General features: G+C 33.9%; 30 protein-coding genes and 1 tRNA gene. 18 read left to right on the plus strand and 13 right to left on the minus strand.

The genetic code is table 11. From position 1 onward, the window contains the following. Positions 1-104 precede the first annotated feature (104 nt). Positions 105-1181 (plus strand): photosystem II D2 protein (photosystem q(a) protein), encoded by a 1077-nt coding sequence (gene psbD / locus O5637_RS04310; protein ID WP_036905018.1) that lies wholly within the window; start codon positions 105-107, stop codon positions 1179-1181. Next, entirely contained in the window at positions 1165-2547 is a 1383-nt protein-coding gene (psbC, locus tag O5637_RS04315; RefSeq protein WP_036905021.1) for a photosystem II reaction center protein CP43, read from the plus strand. Before psbD ends, psbC begins: the two co-directional genes overlap by 17 nt. 75 nt (positions 2548-2622) lie before the next feature. Here the strand turns inward: psbC and O5637_RS04320 are convergent, their stop codons facing one another. Continuing rightward, positions 2623-3258, minus strand: a complete 636-nt coding sequence (locus tag O5637_RS04320; RefSeq protein ID WP_269606395.1) for a nucleoside triphosphate pyrophosphatase — start codon at positions 3256-3258, stop codon at positions 2623-2625. A 71-nt stretch (positions 3259-3329) separates the two neighbouring features. Here O5637_RS04320 and O5637_RS04325 point away from each other — a divergent pair, with 71 nt between their 5' ends. From O5637_RS04325 to O5637_RS04335, 3 genes are read left to right on the plus strand one after another with little or no spacing between them, the layout of a single operon-like run. Next, a complete protein-coding gene (locus tag O5637_RS04325; RefSeq protein WP_269606397.1) occupies positions 3330-3704 on the plus strand; it encodes an Npun_F0494 family protein in 375 nt (124 codons plus the stop codon). Further along, positions 3701-5215 carry a cobyric acid synthase gene (locus O5637_RS04330; RefSeq protein WP_269606399.1) on the plus strand — a complete coding sequence of 505 codons (1515 nt, stop codon included), beginning with the start codon at positions 3701-3703 and terminating at the stop codon, positions 5213-5215. The genes O5637_RS04325 and O5637_RS04330 overlap by 4 nt, the downstream gene beginning before the upstream one ends. An 8-nt stretch (positions 5216-5223) precedes the next feature. Then, positions 5224-5457 carry a 2Fe-2S iron-sulfur cluster-binding protein gene (locus tag O5637_RS04335; protein ID WP_269606401.1) on the plus strand — a complete coding sequence of 78 codons (234 nt, stop codon included), beginning with the start codon at positions 5224-5226 and terminating at the stop codon, positions 5455-5457. Positions 5458-5484: 27 nt separating this feature from the next. On the opposite strand, the gene O5637_RS04340 is transcribed toward O5637_RS04335, so the two are convergent. From O5637_RS04340 to O5637_RS04360, 5 genes are all read right to left on the minus strand, one after another. After that, a complete protein-coding gene (locus tag O5637_RS04340; protein WP_269606403.1) occupies positions 5485-6126 on the minus strand; it encodes a hypothetical protein in 642 nt (213 codons plus the stop codon). A 250-nt stretch (positions 6127-6376) separates the two neighbouring features. Beyond that, complete coding sequence (locus O5637_RS04345; protein ID WP_269606405.1) at positions 6377-6568, minus strand: helix-turn-helix transcriptional regulator; 192 nt, start codon at positions 6566-6568, stop codon at positions 6377-6379. A gap of 84 nt (positions 6569-6652) precedes the next feature. Then, the gene (locus O5637_RS04350) at positions 6653-7459 is read right to left on the minus strand and encodes a sulfotransferase domain-containing protein (protein WP_269606407.1); all 807 of its coding nucleotides are present in this window, start codon (positions 7457-7459) and stop codon (positions 6653-6655) included. A 61-nt stretch (positions 7460-7520) separates the two neighbouring features. Next, a tRNA-Ser gene (locus O5637_RS04355) sits at positions 7521-7605 on the minus strand. A gap of 74 nt (positions 7606-7679) precedes the next feature. Then, a complete protein-coding gene (locus O5637_RS04360; protein WP_269606409.1) occupies positions 7680-8705 on the minus strand; it encodes an extracellular solute-binding protein in 1026 nt (341 codons plus the stop codon). Positions 8706-8852: 147 nt separating this feature from the next. Between O5637_RS04360 and O5637_RS04365 the strand changes: the two genes are divergently transcribed. Continuing rightward, entirely contained in the window at positions 8853-9518 is a 666-nt protein-coding gene (locus O5637_RS04365; protein ID WP_269606411.1) for a Fe2+-dependent dioxygenase, read from the plus strand. A gap of 86 nt (positions 9519-9604) precedes the next feature. Then, complete coding sequence (locus O5637_RS04370) at positions 9605-9850, plus strand: hypothetical protein (protein ID WP_269606413.1); 246 nt, start codon at positions 9605-9607, stop codon at positions 9848-9850. Positions 9851-9963: 113 nt separating this feature from the next. On the opposite strand, the gene O5637_RS04375 is transcribed toward O5637_RS04370, so the two are convergent. From O5637_RS04375 to O5637_RS04385, 3 genes are all read right to left on the minus strand, one after another. After that, entirely contained in the window at positions 9964-11211 is a 1248-nt protein-coding gene (locus O5637_RS04375) for an iron uptake porin (RefSeq protein WP_269606415.1), read from the minus strand. Between the two features lie 150 nt (positions 11212-11361). Continuing rightward, positions 11362-12234, minus strand: coding sequence for a glycine--tRNA ligase subunit alpha (glyQ, locus tag O5637_RS04380; protein ID WP_269606416.1), 873 nt, complete (start codon positions 12232-12234; stop codon positions 11362-11364). A 145-nt stretch (positions 12235-12379) separates the two neighbouring features. Beyond that, positions 12380-13024, minus strand: a complete 645-nt coding sequence (locus O5637_RS04385; RefSeq protein WP_269606418.1) for a putative 2OG-Fe(II) oxygenase — start codon at positions 13022-13024, stop codon at positions 12380-12382. A gap of 663 nt (positions 13025-13687) precedes the next feature. On the opposite strand from O5637_RS04385, the gene O5637_RS04390 reads away from it, so the two are divergent. The 7 genes from O5637_RS04390 (at position 13688) to O5637_RS04420 (ending at position 16415) form a co-directional block, all read left to right on the plus strand. Then, complete coding sequence (locus O5637_RS04390; protein WP_269606419.1) at positions 13688-14308, plus strand: hypothetical protein; 621 nt, start codon at positions 13688-13690, stop codon at positions 14306-14308. Positions 14309-14350: 42 nt separating this feature from the next. Further along, positions 14351-14524: a hypothetical protein gene (locus O5637_RS04395; protein WP_269606420.1), complete on the plus strand. Its 174-nt coding sequence runs from the start codon at positions 14351-14353 to the stop codon at positions 14522-14524. Positions 14525-14528: 4 nt separating this feature from the next. Then, positions 14529-14690, plus strand: a complete 162-nt coding sequence (locus O5637_RS04400) for a hypothetical protein (RefSeq protein WP_269606422.1) — start codon at positions 14529-14531, stop codon at positions 14688-14690. 35 nt (positions 14691-14725) lie between these two features. Beyond that, positions 14726-15007 carry a hypothetical protein gene (locus O5637_RS04405; RefSeq protein WP_269606425.1) on the plus strand — a complete coding sequence of 94 codons (282 nt, stop codon included), beginning with the start codon at positions 14726-14728 and terminating at the stop codon, positions 15005-15007. A gap of 2 nt (positions 15008-15009) precedes the next feature. Next, a complete protein-coding gene (locus O5637_RS04410; RefSeq protein WP_269606426.1) occupies positions 15010-15351 on the plus strand; it encodes a hypothetical protein in 342 nt (113 codons plus the stop codon). 105 nt (positions 15352-15456) lie between these two features. Next, positions 15457-15651 carry a hypothetical protein gene (locus O5637_RS04415; protein WP_269606427.1) on the plus strand — a complete coding sequence of 65 codons (195 nt, stop codon included), beginning with the start codon at positions 15457-15459 and terminating at the stop codon, positions 15649-15651. A 557-nt stretch (positions 15652-16208) separates the two neighbouring features. Next, positions 16209-16415 (plus strand): hypothetical protein, encoded by a 207-nt coding sequence (locus O5637_RS04420; protein WP_269606428.1) that lies wholly within the window; start codon positions 16209-16211, stop codon positions 16413-16415. Between the two features lie 76 nt (positions 16416-16491). Here the strand turns inward: O5637_RS04420 and O5637_RS10780 are convergent, their stop codons facing one another. Next, entirely contained in the window at positions 16492-16710 is a 219-nt protein-coding gene (locus tag O5637_RS10780; RefSeq protein ID WP_332299758.1) for a DUF6737 family protein, read from the minus strand. A 48-nt stretch (positions 16711-16758) separates the two neighbouring features. Next, positions 16759-17262 carry a hypothetical protein gene (locus O5637_RS04425; protein WP_269606430.1) on the minus strand — a complete coding sequence of 168 codons (504 nt, stop codon included), beginning with the start codon at positions 17260-17262 and terminating at the stop codon, positions 16759-16761. A gap of 122 nt (positions 17263-17384) precedes the next feature. On the opposite strand from O5637_RS04425, the gene O5637_RS04430 reads away from it, so the two are divergent. Then, positions 17385-17810: a nuclear transport factor 2 family protein gene (locus O5637_RS04430; RefSeq protein WP_269606432.1), complete on the plus strand. Its 426-nt coding sequence runs from the start codon at positions 17385-17387 to the stop codon at positions 17808-17810. Between the two features lie 156 nt (positions 17811-17966). Next, positions 17967-18323, plus strand: coding sequence for a hypothetical protein (locus O5637_RS04435; RefSeq protein ID WP_269606434.1), 357 nt, complete (start codon positions 17967-17969; stop codon positions 18321-18323). A gap of 55 nt (positions 18324-18378) precedes the next feature. Here O5637_RS04435 and O5637_RS04440 read toward each other — a convergent pair whose 3' ends face one another. Next, positions 18379-18561: a hypothetical protein gene (locus O5637_RS04440; RefSeq protein ID WP_269606435.1), complete on the minus strand. Its 183-nt coding sequence runs from the start codon at positions 18559-18561 to the stop codon at positions 18379-18381. A gap of 183 nt (positions 18562-18744) precedes the next feature. On the opposite strand from O5637_RS04440, the gene O5637_RS04445 reads away from it, so the two are divergent. Further along, complete coding sequence (locus tag O5637_RS04445; protein ID WP_269606436.1) at positions 18745-18945, plus strand: hypothetical protein; 201 nt, start codon at positions 18745-18747, stop codon at positions 18943-18945. Positions 18946-19042: 97 nt separating this feature from the next. Next, the gene (locus O5637_RS04450; protein WP_269606437.1) at positions 19043-19291 is read left to right on the plus strand and encodes a hypothetical protein; all 249 of its coding nucleotides are present in this window, start codon (positions 19043-19045) and stop codon (positions 19289-19291) included. An 82-nt stretch (positions 19292-19373) separates the two neighbouring features. On the opposite strand, the gene O5637_RS04455 is transcribed toward O5637_RS04450, so the two are convergent. Further along, positions 19374-19829, minus strand: a complete 456-nt coding sequence (locus O5637_RS04455) for a peroxiredoxin (protein ID WP_269606438.1) — start codon at positions 19827-19829, stop codon at positions 19374-19376. Between the last annotated feature and the right edge of the window lie 134 nt (positions 19830-19963).

Below are 19963 nucleotides of genomic sequence, written 5' to 3' on the forward strand. Positions count from 1 at the left end.
TCATTTCAATACAAGGGATTTCATCAAGTTAAAGATTTACCCACAAACCCCGTCATCGTTGTTAAAGTCCTCGACGTATACAAAAGCTCAGCAACGCTCCTCCCATGACGATCGCTGTTGGAAGCGCAACAGAACGAGGTTGGTTTGACGCCCTCGATGACTGGTTAAAGCGCGACCGATTCGTATTTGTTGGTTGGTCTGGACTACTACTCTTCCCTACGGCTTTCCTAGCTATTGGTGGATGGTTTACAGGTACAACCTTCGTTTCTTCCTGGTACACCCACGGTGTAGCCAGTTCATATCTTGAGGGATGCAATTTCCTCACAGCCGCTGTTAGCACCCCTGGCGATGCCATGGGTCACAGTCTTCTATTCCTTTGGGGACCAGAAGCTCAGGGCGATTTAACACGTTGGTTCCAACTTGGTGGCCTTTGGAATTTCGTTGCTCTTCACGGTGCATTCAGTCTTATTGGCTTCATGCTTCGTCAATTCGAAATTGCAAGACTAGTTGGTATCCGTCCATATAACGCACTTGCTTTCTCAGCAGTTATTGCAGTATTTACTGCTTGCTTCCTTATATATCCTTTAGGACAGCACAGTTGGTTCTTCGCTCCTTCATTTGGAGTTGCAGCAATATTCCGTTTCATTCTCTTCATTCAAGGATTCCATAACATCACGCTTAACCCATTCCACATGATGGGAGTAGCAGGAATTCTTGGTGGTGCTCTACTTTGTGCTATTCACGGCGCAACAGTTCAGAACACTCTTTACGAAGATTCAAGTCAGTACTCTGATGGTAAAGCTCAGAGTTCTACTTTCAGAGGTTTCGATCCAGTTCAAGAAGAAGAAACTTACTCATTTATTACTGCAAACCGTTTCTGGAGTCAGATTTTCGGTATTGCTTTCTCAAATAAGCGTTTCCTTCACTTCTTGATGCTCTTCGTTCCAGTAACAGGAATGTGGGCAGCCTCAATTGGAATCGTCGGATTAGCTCTAAACCTTCGTGCTTACGACTTTGTTAGCCAAGAAATCAGAGCTGCTGAAGATCCTGAATTCGAAACTTTCTATACCAAAAACATCCTTCTTAATGAAGGTATGCGTGCATGGATGTCTTCTGTAGACCAGCCACACGAAAACTTTGTATTCCCTGAGGAGGTACTCCCACGTGGAAACGCCCTTTAATAGTTTACTTAAAGCTCCTAATCAAAGTCTCGAAGAGACTGGTTACGCCTGGTATGTAGGAAATGCAAGGCTAATAAACCTCTCTGGAAGACTATTAGGTGCTCATATCGCTCACGCAGGACTAATTGTCTTCTGGGCTGGCGCAATGATGCTTTTCGAAGTAAGTCATTTCACCATGGATAAACCCATGTGGGAACAAGGCTTAATTTGTATGCCTCATGTAGCCATGTTTGGATATGGCATAGGCCCAGGCGGAGAGGTCACAGACGTTTGGCCATTCTTCATTGCAGGTGTTATTCACCTTGTTGCATCTGGAATTCTTGGTTTTGGAGGGGTTTTCCACTCCCTAGCTGGGCCAGAGAAACTTGAAGAAGATTTCCCATTTTTCTCCACTGATTGGAGAGACAAAAATCAAATGACCAATATTCTTGGTTTTCATTTGGTTGTTCTTGGAGTTGGTGCTCTTCTATGGTCCATTAACTGGATGTACATAGGAGGTGCATATGACACATGGGCTCCTGGTGGAGGAGAAGTTAGGCTAATCAATCCAACTCTCGATCCAAGAGTTATTTTTGGATACCTAGTTTCAACCCCATGGGGTGGACAAGGCTGGATAGTTGGTGTCAACTCAATGGAAGATATTGTCGGAGGACATGTTTACCTGGGAGTGATCGAGATAATAGGTGGACTTTTCCATATCTTTACTGGTCCATATGGATGGGCAAGAAGAGCTTTTATCTGGAACGGTGAAGGACTTCTAAGTTATGCACTTGGTGGAATCTGTGTTGCTAGTTTTGTAGCTTCATGTTTCATCTGGTTCAATAACACTGCTTATCCTTCTGAATTCTACGGTCCAACGAACGCTGAAGCCTCTCAGGCCCAAAGTTTCACATTCCTAGTTCGTGATCAACGAATTGGAGCAAATGTGGGTTCAACTATGGGACCAACAGGTTTAGGTAAGTACCTAATGCGCTCTCCTACAGGAGAAATCATCTTTGGTGGAGAGACAATGCGTTTTTGGGACTTTAGAGGTCCATGGTTAGAGCCTCTTAGAGGTCCTAATGGATTAAGTCTTGATAAAATTCAAAATGATATTCAGCCTTGGCAGGTTCGCCGTGCTGCTGAATACATGACACATGCTCCTAACGCTTCTATTAACTCAGTTGGTGGAATCATTACCGAGCCCAATGCAGTTAACTTTGTTAACTTGCGTCAATGGCTTGCAGGTGCTCAGTTCTTCCTTGGTTGGTTTACTTTTGTAGGTCATCTTTGGCATGCTGGACGCGCAAGAGCCGCTGCAGCTGGATTTGAAAAAGGTATTAGTCGTTCACAAGAGCCTGCTCTTTCAATGCCTGATCTAGATTAGATCCTTAAATAAATAAAAAAAGTCCTCTACTAGAGGGCTTTTTTTATGCTTAAAAATATTTGATCTTAATATTATTTATCTATCTAAAAGCAAGCGAGACAAACCAAGTTTTTCTAAATTATTTTTTAACCAAGGTAAGCTAAGACCAATAACATTACTAAAACATCCATCTATTTTTTTTATAAAGAGTCCTCCATTACCCTCAATCGCAAAGCCTCCTGCACAATTGTATGGTTCTGAAGTCGAAGCATATTTCTTAATCTCAAAATTGGATAAATTCATAAATTCAATTTTTGTACTCACAACTCCTTGGCAACTATTTTTTTGTGAAATACTTTCCATATCAGATTTATAATTATCCAACGAAATCAAACAGTGACCAGTATGTAAAAAACCAGATTGACCTGACATTCTTTGCCATCTAGATATCAATTGCTCTTTATTAATTGGCTTTTCGAAAATTTCCCCCTTAAACTCAAACAAAGAATCACAAGCTAATAAAGCTTGATAAGTATTTAAGGTATGATTTTCTTCTATCAACTTTTTTACTGCACCGGCAGCTTTACCCTTAGCTAATAATTTGACCTTCAAAGTTGGATCTGGTTCCTGAAGCTGTTTTTCATCAATATCACTTACAATAACTTTGTATCTCAAAGCTATTTGATCAAGTAATTTTTGACGTGCTTTGGATGCAGAGGCAAGCACAAACATAGAAAACTAAATTTTTTAATACCTACGATTATTATTGATCTTCTATTTAAAAAATTAATCCTTTTAATTAAATGTTGCTGATTGACCAAAAAATCTTTAGAAGAGCAAAGAAAGGGATTAGGAATTGTCCCTTTAACTTATTCCTTTTTCAAAGTCTTCAAAGAGAGAGTCTCAGTGCTCAAAATGTTTTTGAGCATAAATCAAAATATTTGAGTCAAGAATTTATGTTTATCAATAGTTCTTTATTAATAGAGAATGAATTTATTAAATTAATTAAAATTGGTGTATTAAGAAGGGAAGTTGATGGCCAAGGGCTTACTTCAAAAGTTCGTATTACACCAACAGGAAGAAAAGTAATAGAAAGCTGTGCAGATTTATTTACTAAAAGAATATCGCTTATAAAAAAATTAATTACATGCCTAAAGTATCGATTATCGCCAAGATGAACATAGATCTCAAAAGGACTCCACTAATGGTTTTAGGAACCTCTAGTGGCGCAGGTAAAACGCTCATAGCTACTGCTATTTGTCGATGCTTAAAAAGAAAAGGGGAACAGCCAATACCTTTTAAGGGCCAAAACATGAGCAATAACGCTTGGGTTGATAAGCAGGGAAGAGAAATGGCATATTCTCAAGCCCTTCAATCTTGGTCTGCAGGCTTAGAGCCAAGTGCTGAAATGAATCCTGTGCTTCTAAAACCAAAAGGGGATTGCACAAGTGAAGTAATTCATCTAGGCAAAAGTGTAGGGACTTGCAAAGCAATCAATTATTACGAAGACTGGTTCGATTCAGGGTGGGAAGCTATTAAAAAAGGCCTAGCAATATTATTAAAGAGTAAAACAGAAGGAAGACTTATTCTTGAAGGGGCTGGGAGCCCAGTAGAAGTGAATTTGCAACATAAAGATCTTACAAATTTGAAATTAGCAAAATTTCTAAATGCAAATTGTATTTTAGTATCAGATATTGAAAGAGGAGGCGTTTTTGCTCAAATCATTGGAACAATCGCATTGATGAAACCTGATGAAAAAAAATTGATTAAAGGAATAATTATTAATAGATTCAGAGGCGATAAAGCCTTATTCGAATCAGGAGTAACATGGATAGAAAAAGAAACAGGAATCCCAGTTTTAGGAATATTACCTTGGCTAAAAGAGATTTTTCCACCTGAAGATTCCCTTGACTTACTTGAAAGGAAACAAATAAATCAAAGTGCAGAAATAGAAATCGCAATAATAAAATTACCTAGAATTAGCAATTTTTCTGATTTAGATCCTTTCTTTAGCGATTCAAGTATTCAAATGCGATGGATAGAACCTGGAGAAGACCTAGGTAATCCAGATGTATTAATAATTCCTGGAAGCAAACAAACGATTAAAGATCTAGAGAGTTTAAATAAAACTGGATTGAGCGCTCAAATAAAAGAATATGCCAAAAATGGGGGGAATATTTTTGGCATATGTGGAGGATTGCAAATGCTAGGGAAATCATTGGAAGACCCACATCAGCAGGAAAGTATTAATGAAATAAATGCATTTCCAAATATGGGGATGAACCTTCTTCCAATCAAAACAACTTTTGGAGAAATCAAGCATACCTCACAAAGAGAAGAAAAAGTTTCATGGCCAGGTTCTCAGAAAATAAAGGGGTTTGAAATGCATTATGGGGAGAGTGATTTAATCAATAATAAAGATTCTGAAATTATTTCTCTATTTAAAAACAGTTCTTTAGGGTGGGTAATTGAAAAAAAAGATAAAAGCTTTATTGGAGGAACTTATTTACATGGAATTTTTGAAAATAATCAATGGCGAAGGCAATGGATCAACAAAATAAGACAGAAAAAGGGATTAAATCATATAGAAATTAATGAAGAAAACAATATTGATAAAAGAGAAAAATTATTAGATTTATTAACTGATGCCTTCGAAAAAAATATAAATATAGATATTTTAATCAAATAATTTAAACAATGAATACTGTGAAAATAAACTGGCCTAATAAGAAATCAAGCAATTGCTGTCCTGGAGTTGATTGGCTAAAAGCTGCCTATAATGCGGATATCGAGATCCCTACTGGATGCCTAGGAGGAAGCTGCGGAGCTTGCGAAATAGAAGTTAATGGTGAAGTAGTACGTGCATGTATTGCAACAGTTCCGGATAAAAAAGAACTAAATGTTGAATTTTTTAGTGATCCCTATTGGTAAAAGAAAATAAATCCAACTTTTTGATAATCAATAATATTTCTCTGCTCTTCTAATAGCTTTAATTGAACCTTTATAATCTCCTATTTTATACTTTGATTCACTAATAACCTCTAATTTATTTCTTACCTCCTCTTTTCTCTTCTCACTAATCACTTTTTTATAATCTGCAATTAAATCATATTTACTTTTTCGTATTTTTGAACATTTAATCAAAGCATTATATTTAGGTTCTAGATCGATTTTTTTAAATGTACCTAACAAAATATTTTTATAATCTATTTTAATGTTATCTAATTCATTGGATTTATCAATTTCCAATAATCTAATTTTTTTAGCTTTTCTTTTATCATCTATTGCTCCCTGATAATCTCCAGTTTTATATCTAGAGTCACTTCTACCACTAAATGAAATGTCTTTAGACCGTTGTTTAATAATATCTATCTTAGATTCAAAATGAATTGAGTTTGAGAAGTCATCTATAGCCGATTTATTCTCTCCTAACTTATCATTCAAGAAACCACAATTTAAATATGCTAAAGCAATATCATCTGGGTCTTCAAGACTATCAATATTCTTTTTAATATAGTTAATGGCCCCATCATAATCATCTAGATCAATCAAATTAATTGCTTCATAATAAAAAGATGAAGGCTCTACTAATTTTTTCAAATGATTTAAACCTCTTCTTTATTTTAAGCACATTAAATACAGTCAGTTTAAAAGTCTTCAAGAAAATATAGTAGAAAAAAGCAACTTCTGAGCAATACGGAGAGGGTGTCCTCGAAATAGTACCTTTTGGCACAGCATAGGATGATATGGGACTACGAGTATCTGTTTGAAGTCGATTTTCCCTAGCACATTCCCTAGCACCAAAAATGGGATAGTAAGGGACAAACTTAAACCCAAAAAAGAAGGGGTGTTAACCCCTCAATTTTTCTTTCATCCACTGCTCAATTTCTTTTTCATTCCAGACCACAATTCTTGAACCAAGAGGAATTTGTCTAGGAAATTCATCAGAATCCATAAGTCTGTAAACAGTAGTTCTCGACAATCCAGTGCGATGAAGCACCTCAGGAAGACGAATGAATCGAAGAAGATGGTTTTTAATCAAGATTTCAGTTGTAAGTATCTCACCTATTAGAATTAACAAGTTTTACCGTTAGATTTGACCTTGAAAAATAAGAAAAAATACAATTCAGGAAAAATTACTAATAATATCTCTAGGAAGATATTTATATTTCTGAACCTCATTTCGGCAGTATTCACTCATTTCAGTTCTTATATCCTCAGAAACTTTTAAAGATTCGATACCTTTAATATAATTACTTTTTTTAGGTATTTTTGTTCCTTCAATTAATTCAATAGAAAGATCCTTACACAAATTTTGAATACAACTTGTGTAATTAGAAAGTAAATCAGAATAATTAATACAAACAATATTTCTTATTTTTTTTGATGCTATGAAAGCACTGCTTACATGATTTGCCCACCTAGCAAAATAAGTATTATAATTTTCAAATTGGTATCTCTGGGAATGGCCACAAGGTTTAGTCTTCATAAGTTCTAGAGGGCATTTTAGTTTAGGTCCTTCAAACCAATCCCATTTATGAAGAAATTTCCAATAAGATATAAACACATCTACAGGGTTTCTATATATGTATGCAATTTTTAAAATTTTAGTAGAATCATCACCAATCAAAGACAGAGGAAAATGAGATTTTATGATACTATTTATACAAAAACTACCAGTATTAGTAGAAATATTTGAACACTTTTGAATAAAAGAAAATATATCTTTTTTACTATAAAAATTCAAAGAACATCCTAAACGGGAATAGTCATAATTTAAGTAAGGTTCAACACTATAAAAAGTAGAGGAAGATAATGAATTCATAAGAAAATGTGTTCCACTTCTCTCATGAGAACAAACCATCAGAGGGTATTTTATTTCATTAGAAATAGATGCATTGATTGGATTATTTTCGAAAGATACTAAAGGCAACTAAAGAATTCCACATGTTTGCATATTAAGGGTAAATTCTTTTTTGATATAAATCAAAAAGCGGAGAGGGTGGGATTCGAACCCACGGATAGTTTACTATCAAACGATTTCGAGTCGTTCGCTTTCGACCACTCAGCCACCTCTCCCTAGAAGTTAGTTTAAGGCAATCTTCTCTTTCCACTTAAGAATAAGCAGAATTAAAAATCTAATTCTTAATTGTTTAATCCCAACCTGCCTTTCTCATAAGCTGAATTGCTTTTTTATTATTTGCTCCTAATTGATCAATGGTCACACTATCAGGAGTAAATCCTCCAAATTGTGCAACCTCATTAGTTTTATTAAAACCAACTAAAGGGTGTTCAAATGTTGGACCAGCTAACCCACTACTCCCAGCAGGAGAGGCAAGATACTCCAAGAGCTGAATAGCTTCTTCTTTGTTTTCAGCATATTTAGCAATTCCACCTGCACTGACATTCACATGAGCAGGATTAGGAGTAAGAACCTTTACTTTTTTAGCCAAACCTTTGTCTTTTCTTCCATTCACACCTGCGAGCATTCTTGAAATATAGTAGTGATTCACAATACCTACTCCACACTTCCCCTGAGCGACAGCTCTTATAACACCTATATCACCGGGGAAAAAAGGCTGAGAAATATTTGAAATCATCCCTTTCAACCACTCTTTAGTTTGCGCTTCTCCTTTATTGACAATTTGATTAGCGACTAAAGATTGATTGTATGGACTGCTTCTTTTTCTCACACAAACAAGTCCCTCCAAAGAAGGTTTAGCAAGATCTGAATAATCTTTGATTGAATTAATATCAACTTTCTTAGGGTTAGCAACCATGACTCTCACCCTTCTTGTTAAGGCATACCATCTTGCTTGAGGATCTCGATATTCCACTGGAACATTTTTGTCTAATTTGGCAGACCTATACGACTGAAGTAGACCGCTTTTGGCAGCATTGCTAATTCGAGCCGCATCAACAAGAAGAATCACATCGGCTTTAGAATTTGATCCTTCCCTTTTCAATCTTTCAACTAGAGAAATTCCTGTCGCCTCGATTAATCGGATTTTTATCCCAGTCTTTTCTGCAAATTGCTTATATATCTGCTTATCGGTGTTGTAATGCCTGCCTGAATAAATTCTTACTTCTCTATCAGAGGCTTTTACATAATTAAAACTTGAAGAGACTAAAAGAGTACCTGCTATTACTGAAGTGAAAAGACGCTTAATTAAATTCATTAATCTATCTAGGAAGGGATTAATAACTTTGAATAGACTAGACAAGAAGATACTGCTAAGAATAGATTCGCAACTTTGATACGTATTGAAGTATAAATTGATATCTTATTTATACTTTATGATAGAAATTAAATCTAAATATTAAAGATGGAATATCTAACTCATTCTCTAATAGATGAATCAGAAGCTCTTCAAATAGTTAATAAGCTAAAAGCAGAGAAATCATCATGGCAAGATGGTAAAAAAACAGCAGGAAGCCATGCTGCAAAAATAAAATCTAATTTTCAATTAGATAAAAATTCAAAATTATCAATTGAACTTAGAGATATTATTGTTAACAAAATAATTTCAAATCCACTTCTAAAAAGTTTTACATTACCTAACCTTATCCATGGACTCATGTTTACTCAATCCCTAGCTGGACATAGCTATGGCTCACATATCGATAATCCTTATATGCCCTCGGGAAGAAGCGATCTATCATTTACGTTATTTTTAAACGCGCCAGAAGATTATAAAGGTGGTGAATTATGTATTCAGACAATCAATAAGATGGAAACTATCAAACTGCCTGCTGGAGAAATGATAATTTATCCCAGCACAAAACTACATTCTGTAGCTGAAGTCAAAGATGGTGAACGTCATGTATGTGTAGGGTGGATTCAAAGTTATGTACAAAACAATGAAGATAGATCTTTCCTCTTTGAACTAGACGCAGGGGCAAAAGGTTTACTAGCTAAACATGGGAGATCAGACGAATTAGACTTAATTTTTCAGGCATATAGCAATCTACTTAGAAGAATGGGAGATTAAGATAGATTCTTTATACTAAATAACGTAAAAAATGAACTTTCATTGATAGACTTTAGCTATCAAAATAGACTCAAACCTCATTACATATGCCTAAAAACACAACTGTAGGAATATTCCTAGCGGCAACAGCGGCATTAGCCACAACCGCAATTATTCCTGAAAATGCAATGGCTGGGGACAAACATGGTGACATGGGTGGCACCAAGGAATGGACCACAGATCAAGAAGCAGATGAAGATGGAAAGCTCGATGATGCTGCACAAAAAGCTGCTGATAAAGCTAAGAAATCAAATGTTTGCATCCCTATTGGTGAGGGCGAGAACTGCTGGTAAAGCTTTTTATATTCAAATGAAAAAGGCCCCTGTAAGGGGCCTTTTTCATTTGAATATAAAAAAAAAAAGAACGCCCCAGGTAGGGGCGTTCTCAAATCTACTAATTACAAGAATTAGAATCTGAATTCAGTTAGAACAACTGCTCCACTAACATCTTTGCCTTCAGACTCAACATCTGAACCACCAAAGATTGCAGGAGTAACTGTTACGCCATCGTTAATTTTGAAGGAGTAATAAGCTTCCCAAACACTGTTGTCTTCAGAAGGATCAGAAGTACCGCCAACAATAGAAGTAGCGCTAACTCTTGAACCAAAAGCAACACCAGCTCTATTTCCATCGATCAGTAGGTCTTTCCAACCAAGTCCAACCATCCAACCTGATGCTTCATCAGCATATCCAGTTGGAGCGTCGTCAATAGTAGAAACGTCATAACCAAGCTGAACTTCAGGAATAGCACCAGTTGTATCAGGCTTCCAATATGCTCTTAAACCGACTGCAGTTTCAGAACCAGCAGCAGATCTTTTTCCACCTGCAGCTGTTGTGAAGTAGCTATCAGACCAGCCATTTTCTTTTAATGCAACTGCACCAGATACTTGCCACTGAGGTGTGCCGTACTCAAGCTTAGTAAGCAAAGCTGACTTACCATCTTCACCGAAAAGACCCTCGTCTTTTCCAGACTTTGCGCCACTTTGATTTGTGTAAGCAACACTTACTGCAAATCTACCTTCTGAAGGATCTTCAGTTGGTTGTACATAAGCTGCACCAAAACCAGCTTTAGTAGAAGAACCATAAACAGTTCCGTTTCCACCAAGAGTGAATTGCTTAGTTACAGGCTTATAGATAGAAGGAGAACTTGCAAGCATGTAGTAGTTCTCAATTTTTGGACCAACCCAAACAGTTACGTCATCGCCAACCGGGAATTGATACCAAATCTTGTCAACTTTTAATGCATCAGCATTACCGTTAGCAGCGGATAGGTATGTACCTTGTCCTTTGTCTTTGAAATGATCGCCGACATTACCAGACTTAATTCTTGTGTAGAGCATGTCTTCACCAGTAAAACTGGTGTTCATGTTCAACTGATACATATATTCCATAGTGATGCTGTCAGTATCTGACTCAGCATCATCATCAACATAACCAGTAATGAAAGCAGCCTTTCCGCTCATCTTTGTAGATGAAGAGAATTGACCAGCCATAATTTCGCCGAGTTGAGACTCAACACCATCAACACGAGCTTGAATAACTTCAGAACTAAGGTCTGACTCGTTAGATACTGTAGAAACGTCGGCATTTGCAGCTAAAGGTGCCATTAGGCCCAAAGCAGCAGGAGCTACCAGCAAACGCTGAAAAAGCTTCATTGTGTCCTCACACAAATATTTCGGATTTATAATAGTGTATTCAATAAGACATTCCAGGACTCAAGCTCTTAGAAGTATCTTTTTATACAGCCAAATATAATATTCGAACTTTTTATTATCTTAAAAACTCTAATTATTACTAGAGGTTAATTAATTATTGGTACAAAGTGGGAACCCGAGGCTCTCTCTTTCCTCTAACCAAGCTTGAGCAACTTTCCGAGCTAAAGATCGAATTCTTGCAATAATCTTAGTTCTCTCAGTAACTGAAATAACCCCTCTTGCTTCTAGCAAATTAAATGTATGACTACATTTTAGAACGTAATCAAGGCAAGTTGCAGGTATATTTTTAGCGATTAATTGATGAGCCTCTTCCTCATAAATTTCAAAAAGTTTCCTTAAATTTTCCGAGTTAGATTCTTCAAAATTATACTTACATTGACCTTTTTCAAAAGGAAGCCAGATGTCACCATATTTATTCTTTTTATTCCAGGAAAGGTCCCAAATACTTTCAACATTTTGTAAATACATTGCCAGTCTCTCCAGGCCATAAGTGATCTCAATTGAAACAGGCTTGCAATCAAGACCTCCACATTGCTGAAAATAAGTAAATTGGGTAACTTCCATCCCATTAAGCCAAACTTCCCAACCCACTCCCCAGGCGCCTAAAGTTGGAGATTCCCAATTATCTTCAACAAATCTAATATCGTGATCTTTAGCTGAAATCCCCAAGGCTTCAAGAGAAGACAAATAAATTTCTTGTATACCGTCTAAAGAGGGCTTGATAAGAACTTGATATTGAAAATAATGCTGTGCTCTATTTGGATTGTCTCCATACCTACCATCAGTTGGTCGACGACAGGGCTCTGGGTAAGCTACAGCCCAAGGTTCAGGACCTATCGCTCTTAAAAAAGAATGAGGGCTCATCGTCCCTGCGCCCTTCTCTAAATCATATGGCTGAAGCAGCAAACAACCTTTCTCACTCCAGAAATTATTGAGGCTAGAAATTATATCCTGGAAATACATAATATAGTGACTTATCTAGTTGATTTTTCTTTTAGAATTAATAGATTCATCTACTAAATATACACTTAAAATACACTTAAATAAAAAGTTTATAAGAAAAAACAGAATATGGAAATATTTAAATGATTTTAATATTTTAATTATATCAATCAGGTAAATAATTTAGATTTCCTGCAACGGATATCCTGGGTTCATCACTACCGTAAAATGGATAAACACAGTGCCTTAATCTAGCAGGAAAGAAAACCATATAGCCTTCATATTCTGAAGATAATCTATACATTGAGTTCAGAATACCTCCAAGAGAATCAATGTATTCAAACTCAAAACAACCTGCTTTTATATCTCCATCTCTAATATTACGAAATTGTGGTAATTTTTTTTGATCCTCCCATGAATATGGAATCTTCATCCATATAGCAAAAGAATAGACTCCACTATGATCATGAGAAGGATTGAATTCTGTCTTATATTGATAGTTTACCCATAGGTTGTTTAATATTAATTTAGATCCTGGTTTTAACAATGTATTTTCAGATACAGGGTCACCAGAAATAGGATTATTTTCACGGTAATATTTAATCAAAGGAACACAAACAGATTTATAAAAAAAAGAATCAATATCGTCTAACAAAAGACTTTGCGAAATATTACCAACTAACTTGTTTTTATGATTTTTATTATTCGTTTTACCAATATCAATAATTTTCCATAGATAATCAACAACTGCTTGATCTAATTTTACTTGCAAAAAACAACTGACTCGAGGAGATATTTTTTTAACTTCCATTAAAAATTTAAATACTTAAATATTAAAATACAGTCTAAGGCAAAAAGTAATCAAACATCTCATGGACTTGTAATATCAATTCTCAAAAATATTGATACGGTATATCAAAAAAGTGTTTGCAAAACAAAAACCTTGTATCACAAGAAAATATTAGTTTTGACAGAGCTAGAGTCAAAGGTGAAAAAAAATAACTTTATAGAGCAAATAGCCAAAAAATATATCCAGCAATCAAGGTGGGAATAGATCAAAAAGGGCAATCAATTCAAACGCAAATCAATTACCGAGCCCCTAACGAGGCCAAACCGGAGTACACATAAGTATATATACTTACATAGTGGCAGAGCAAGTACTAAGAGTAATATGACATCGCAATAAGGTTTAATGATAAAAAAAAATTATTAATATCTTTAAGTAAACGTCAAAAAGCATATATTTAGTATTATTGCTAAAATTAGTATTTTTCAAAAAGCTATTAATCACATTCTAGAATAAAAACATTTTTTAAATACTAAGATACCACAATATTCTAGCATATTTATTATAATAATAGAATATAGAGGAATCAAACCAAGCTGCAAGAAGACAACACAAAAGATAATACATTTGTATCCATTGTTCCGATTCGTCACAAGAAGTATATTAAACACGTAATTGGCTAAGCTCATGAATTTATCGCCTACAGAGGTGGTTGATGTAGCAAATATTCCACTAAATAGCGAGGTCACGAAGGGACTCGTCCCCGCCCAAGTGGAGTACGTTAAAGAGTCAGTCGTCGAAATCAACGAGGAGCTTAGCTGCGTTGGCCAATCTCTGAGAGCTGTTGCCGCAAATCTCTCAGACATAAAGAGCAACATCAAGCCAGGAAACTGGAGAGCCTTTTTAAAATCAGGCGCGATTAATTGCTCCGAAAGGTTTGCTATTGACCTCGTAAGCGCATACACCAACTGGCTAGCTGGCTCAGATATAGAAGACAACCTACTCGCTTCTTTAACTCCTAGGTCACTAGCCCTGATGGGCAGCAAAGGAGTAACCGACAAGGAGCGTCAAAAGGTATTCGAGGCCGTTGGGAACGGCGAAAGAATGACAGAGGCAGCGGTAAGAGTTTTGGTAAAAGGAAACAAGAAAAAGGCAACCACGATTTCCAAAAAGACAGAAAGTGAAAAGATAAAATCCCTCAAAGACAAGATTGATACATACAAAAAAGTAATAATAAATCTTAAAGATGAAAACAAAAAGTTAAGCAAATTGCTATCAAATAGAGAAAAAATAGACTCGCTTGTTTAATGCCAATCAAGAAAAACCACTATTCCCCAAGTTTTATTAAAAATGCAAAAACCAAACACAACAATTCGTTCTAGAAATGAAGGAATTAGTAAAAACGATAGCATCGATAACGCAGATCAAGGTTTAATGAAGAGATTGCTTCAAAAATACAAGCTCAAAAGTCTTTGCGATACAGACGGCATTAAAGACAGAAAAGATCAGAAGAGGTTTGCCTAAGATTATGAATAAGAAATCAAAATCTAGAAATGGATTCATCCATTTATACAACCCAAAGGAAGAAGGATTGGGATCATACGATGTCCACTATATAAATGCTTATAAAAAAAATAATAAATTAGAAATAAAAACAAACAAAAAGAATCCAGAAAGGTACGCAGCATGATTCCATTTATTAGAAGTATTTCAGAGTTAATGGTAATGACTGACTCAAGAGATATTAAAAAAACTCTTTCTAAAAACAATGCATTGGATATCTCTACAATCGATAGTGGGCAGAGAAAAAGATATATAAGGTCACTAGATAAAAAAATAGTTGAACTCCCAAATCTACCAAAAACAATAAGACGTAAGTGGATACAAAATAAAGAATATATCTCAAAGTTCATCGATGAACTAGATTACAATAATCAGATTCAATCATCATACGATCTTACGTTATTAGAAAGACAAAACAAGATAAACAAACAAGATATTGCCTAATTATGAAAATAAATAAAATAAATAATCTATTAGAATATTTATCAGCAACCGTAATTATCTCCTATTTTTTTATTCATAATATTTTATTAGTTCTGATTGGAATTATATTTTCATTATATTTGATTAACATTAATTTTATTACTAGTTTTCTAAGATCATTAAAAATAGATTTAATAATTGAAAAAGTATATCAGGTGTTAATTAAAAAAGATAAGGTAAAAAAATCTGATTCTATCAATACAAAATCAATAACAAATGGTCCCCAGCTTACATTAGTTGAAAAAATAGAAGAGCTAGGATTCATTCCCTCTATAAAAAACAATAATGATAATAATGCACTATAATTTTTTTATATCTAACATCAATACTAAATAATTGTCTTTATAAAGCTATCTATCTATTTACACTTATATCGATAAAAGGTAGTATGAAATACATGCTAAATGCAAATGGAAAAAGATCAAAAAAGCATAGAAGACATATTAGTTAAAGGTTTATCACATATTCTAAAAAGAACAGTAGAAGTGAGCCCTAAGGATCAATTAGCTATTGCACAAGAGTATAAAGAGTGGATAAACTGTATATCTGCTAGTGATTTCTCAGAACAAGAGATACTAATTATAGATAAATTTACATTTAGTTAGGTTAATAATATAGATATATAATATTGAATGATTCCATAGCGAATATTTTATTCAATTTTTATTTTAAAATATGAGAAATATATATTTATGATATAGAATAATATCGAATATTAACTTATGCTTAAGTACGTCCTCATAAAAATTATTTATAAACAAATTTAATTACTACTTAATAAAATCTAAAATAAAAATATAATATAAACAATAATTTTATATTGAATTTTTCTAAATTTAACTTTTAGCTATTTTTATTTCGATTCAGGCTCTTAATTGAGTAAATAAAAGAATTATATATATTTAATTTAATTTTATAGATTTTTAATATTATATATAGCAGATTCAATAGTGCATGACAATCTGCATAACCAAAGAAGATAAAATTGACATTACATAATACTGATGTACTATTAAGAGGTGTTTCGCCTCTATTTAGGAATCTGAATTTTCTTCCCCCAACCCAAACAAAATCATTTAATTTCCAAGCATGATTAATAAAATGATCAAAAGTGGAACGGGATTCTTAGCTTATTTAATCGAACAATCAAATGGAGAATTTAATGGAATCTTCAAGCACTTCAAGCTGGAAATCAACAACGAGCCTAAAGCTTTCAAGCGAACTAGGAGTAGGAAGAGAAGCTCTCATAACAAGCTCCACAAGGGAGTTGGTTGAATTTTATTGGACAAATAGAAAACGGTTTTCAGGTGGTTATATAGGCTTTCCATCCAAAACAATAGAGATCAGAGTAAATAAAGACTTAACTTGAAATTTCTTATTTGTGGTTTTCCGGTCTAAATTAATTATTAAGCATATTTAAACACAAATAAAATAATAAATTATGGTTATTCTTTATCTCTAATTACTTCATATGAATTCGGAGCAAATATTAAAAATACTATCCACCAAACAAAAATAAAAAACCCTATAATTGAAGTAAATATAATGTTATTAAATAGTTTCCAACTAAAAATTAGAACTAAAATTCCAAAGCTAATAATTGACCAAGGTTGACACCAGTAAGGCTTTGAATCCCAAAAATCTTTTTTTGTATTTGTATCCATTAAAGAAACTTTAAAAATGATTAAGGGAAGCGATTCAATGCTAATCGCTTATTCATACTTGTCGCCTTCGACAGTCTTCTCTTCCTTGACAGGCTGATCCTCTTCAACAGGCTTCTCTTCTTCAACAGGCTTCTCTTCTTCAACAGGCTTCTCTTCTTCGACAGGCTGATCCTCTTCAACAGGCTTCTCTTCTTCGACAGGATTCTCTTCTTCGACAGGCTGATCCTCTTCAACAGGCTTCTCTTCTTCGACAGGATTCTCTTCTTCGACAGGCTGATCCTCTTCAACAGGCTTCTCTTCTTCGACAGGATTCTCTTCTTCGACAGGCTTAATTTCAACTATGTTTTCAATTGAAGAAGAGGTCTCACTATTAGTAAAAATCTTAGAAACCTCCTTACCAGAATCAGACTCTGAGCCCTTAAGTAAAAATTTCAGAACATATCTAAGAGAGACAAACAAAGCTATTGGGAGGACAAGTCCCAATAGCAATTTATAGAGAATTATTCCTATTCCAAGGACAGCAATAGAAATAAAAATGTTCTTCCTGTTCATATGAGCTAAATGAATAGATACTAAATCTAATCTATTTCTGAGTTATCTTGATGACATAGTTTAAACGCGATGTTTATTTAAATAATCTAAATTGTAATTATTAACGATTAACGCTAAATTCAATGCTCATCAAAGAGAAAGAATTAAAAAAATTCTTTAACTTATCTTATGGAGAGAAAGCTCCATCAAAGGAAGAATGGGAATCTTTGTACAATCAACAAGTTAAATTCATCGATCCTACTCAAGAAAAAAATGGAATTGATGCATATATCAAAGCTCAAGATGGATTAATCAAAAGATGTGATGATATTTATTTAAAATCACATTCAATTGCTATAAATAATAATATTGCTTTTGTTGAGTGGACAATGGGTTTAAAAATAAAAGGTATAGAATTTATATACGATGGGACAACAAGATTAATATTTGATGAAGAAGGGAAAGTAAAAGAACATAGAGATTATTTTGATTTTTGTTCAGGAACATTTGGTAATATTCCATTTATAGGAGCATTTTTTAGATTTTTATACTCAAGATTTGTTGACTAAAATATTTATAATGTTAAAAAAAATAAGTAGTAAATTTGCCTAATCGCAAACCAAAAAAAATAATATTTACTTATTTTCTAATTTATTTTTGTTTATTTGATAATAAACGTAATTAATTTTTTTTAGCTATAACAAAAGTGGTGTTGAAAGAATCAAATGGGAGCATTAGTTGAGTTAATCAAAAAAACCTACGACCATAAAGCATGTTTAGAGATTGCTAGTAGTGGTTGTTCTGATGGTGCATGCACAAGACATAACTATCAAGCAGACACTCTCTTGCTCTACATGAGTTACTCAGATGAAATAATCCAATACACTTCAGAAAGACTCGGATACTCTTTTCTTTCTAATCTTGCAAGAGATTTTGGATCACCACTAAAAGACAATAAAGATCAAGATGAATTCTCATGGCAAGAAGTAGTATCGGCTTGTCCTAATAAGGATGACTATAAACACGCTCTTGTATGGAAATTTATAGAATTAGTCGCTAAAGAAAAAAGTTTAGAACACTAATAATTAAATATAGAAATTAATTGGAATTAAATTATCTATTAATATAGAATTAATACTACAGATAATTTAATTTTCGAAAAAGATCAAAAACTGATCTCATCCAATGAGGTTGAAAAATAAAATAAATTGCACCAAAGAAGAATATTGCACCTATTATTCCATAAATTTGAACCTCTATTTCTTCCCAAATCTCCTCAATCCAAATAAGGATATATTTATCTTTACTTTCTCTTTCCATTTAAAAATAGATTTAGAAAAACACGATAAACAAATAATAACTAGTTTGAAATAATATTTATAAAAATACCTTAGTTTTTTCTATAATTATATTCGATTGATAAATTGAATATAAAATTATGGTCAAAAAGACTCGTTAGAGAGAATTTTTAATTAAAATTTCTAAAATACATCTAAACTAAAATTGAATAATAATCCTTCTATTGAAGAAATAATTTCAGTCACACTTAGCTGTACATTAATTAGGATGACTGAATTAGATAGAATAGATAGATCCGTTCTTTATCAAGAATTTAAAGAATGGATTGTAAATTCCGGAGAAAATGAAAAGAGACAAGAAATTTTATGCCTGAGGTACTTAAGAAATGACAGAAAGATTAATTAGATTAACTTATATTTAACATTTGATTATCTAGCAGAAAAGGAATTTTCAAATCCTCATTCAAGGACAAAAAGCACTAGAATAAAGTAAATCTAAAGAAATGTTCACTTCTATATTTTCTCTTTTCTTCTCAACTTTACTTTGGGTTCAAGTGCCTCAGTGGAGTGATAACTGGTCAAAATGTGCTGTGGATGTACCCGACACTGCATGCCATTGGTATATAGTTTCTCCAGACAATACTTTCGGTAAAGGATTCGATTGGGCCACAGCCCCTTGGTTTGATGCAAACGGTCTGAATGATGTTGCAAAGGTTTCTTCTGAAACAGTTGTAGAAAAACTACAAGCATAAGAAATTAGCAGAAAATTAATATCTTTAGTATTTCTTATATAACAGGTTTAGAAAAAAATCATTAAATAATAACCAGGAATAATCAATTTCTAATTTCACCTAATACTCTTAATGCTTCATTTACATGAGCAGGACCATTTAAAAGGTCGTTGAAAATATGCCTAATAACACCTCTAGCGTCAACAATATAAGTCACACGGCCATCAAGCAAACCAAGAACTTTAGGGACACCAAAAGCTCTTCTCAAAGAATTATCTGTATCACATAGTAAAGGAAATGGAAGCTTATTTTTGTCAGCAAAAGATCTGTGGCTAGCTTCATCATCACCACTCACCCCCCAAACCTCAGCACCAAATAGTTTAAAAAGATCATATTTATCTCTAAAGCCGCAATTTTCAGCTGTGCAACCAGGGGTATCATCTTTCGGATAAAAAAATAGAACTAGTGGCCTACCTTTAGCTTGCTTATTCGTCCTAGCAACTCCTAACTGATCAGAGAGTGAGAAATCAGGTATTTGATCGCCTAACTTTAAAGGCATTTTTATCCTAAAATTACATTAATTCATTATATAAAAAATTAGGGCATATTGGAGGTAAAAAGAGTTAATCAAATAGTATTTACTCTATAATTTATAAATCAAGCGTTAGTAACTTTGGATTGGAAACTATAGAT

The sequence above is a fragment of the Prochlorococcus marinus str. MIT 0917 genome, assembly GCF_027359575.1.
Lineage (GTDB): Bacteria > Cyanobacteriota > Cyanobacteriia > PCC-6307 > Cyanobiaceae > Prochlorococcus_B > Prochlorococcus_B marinus_D.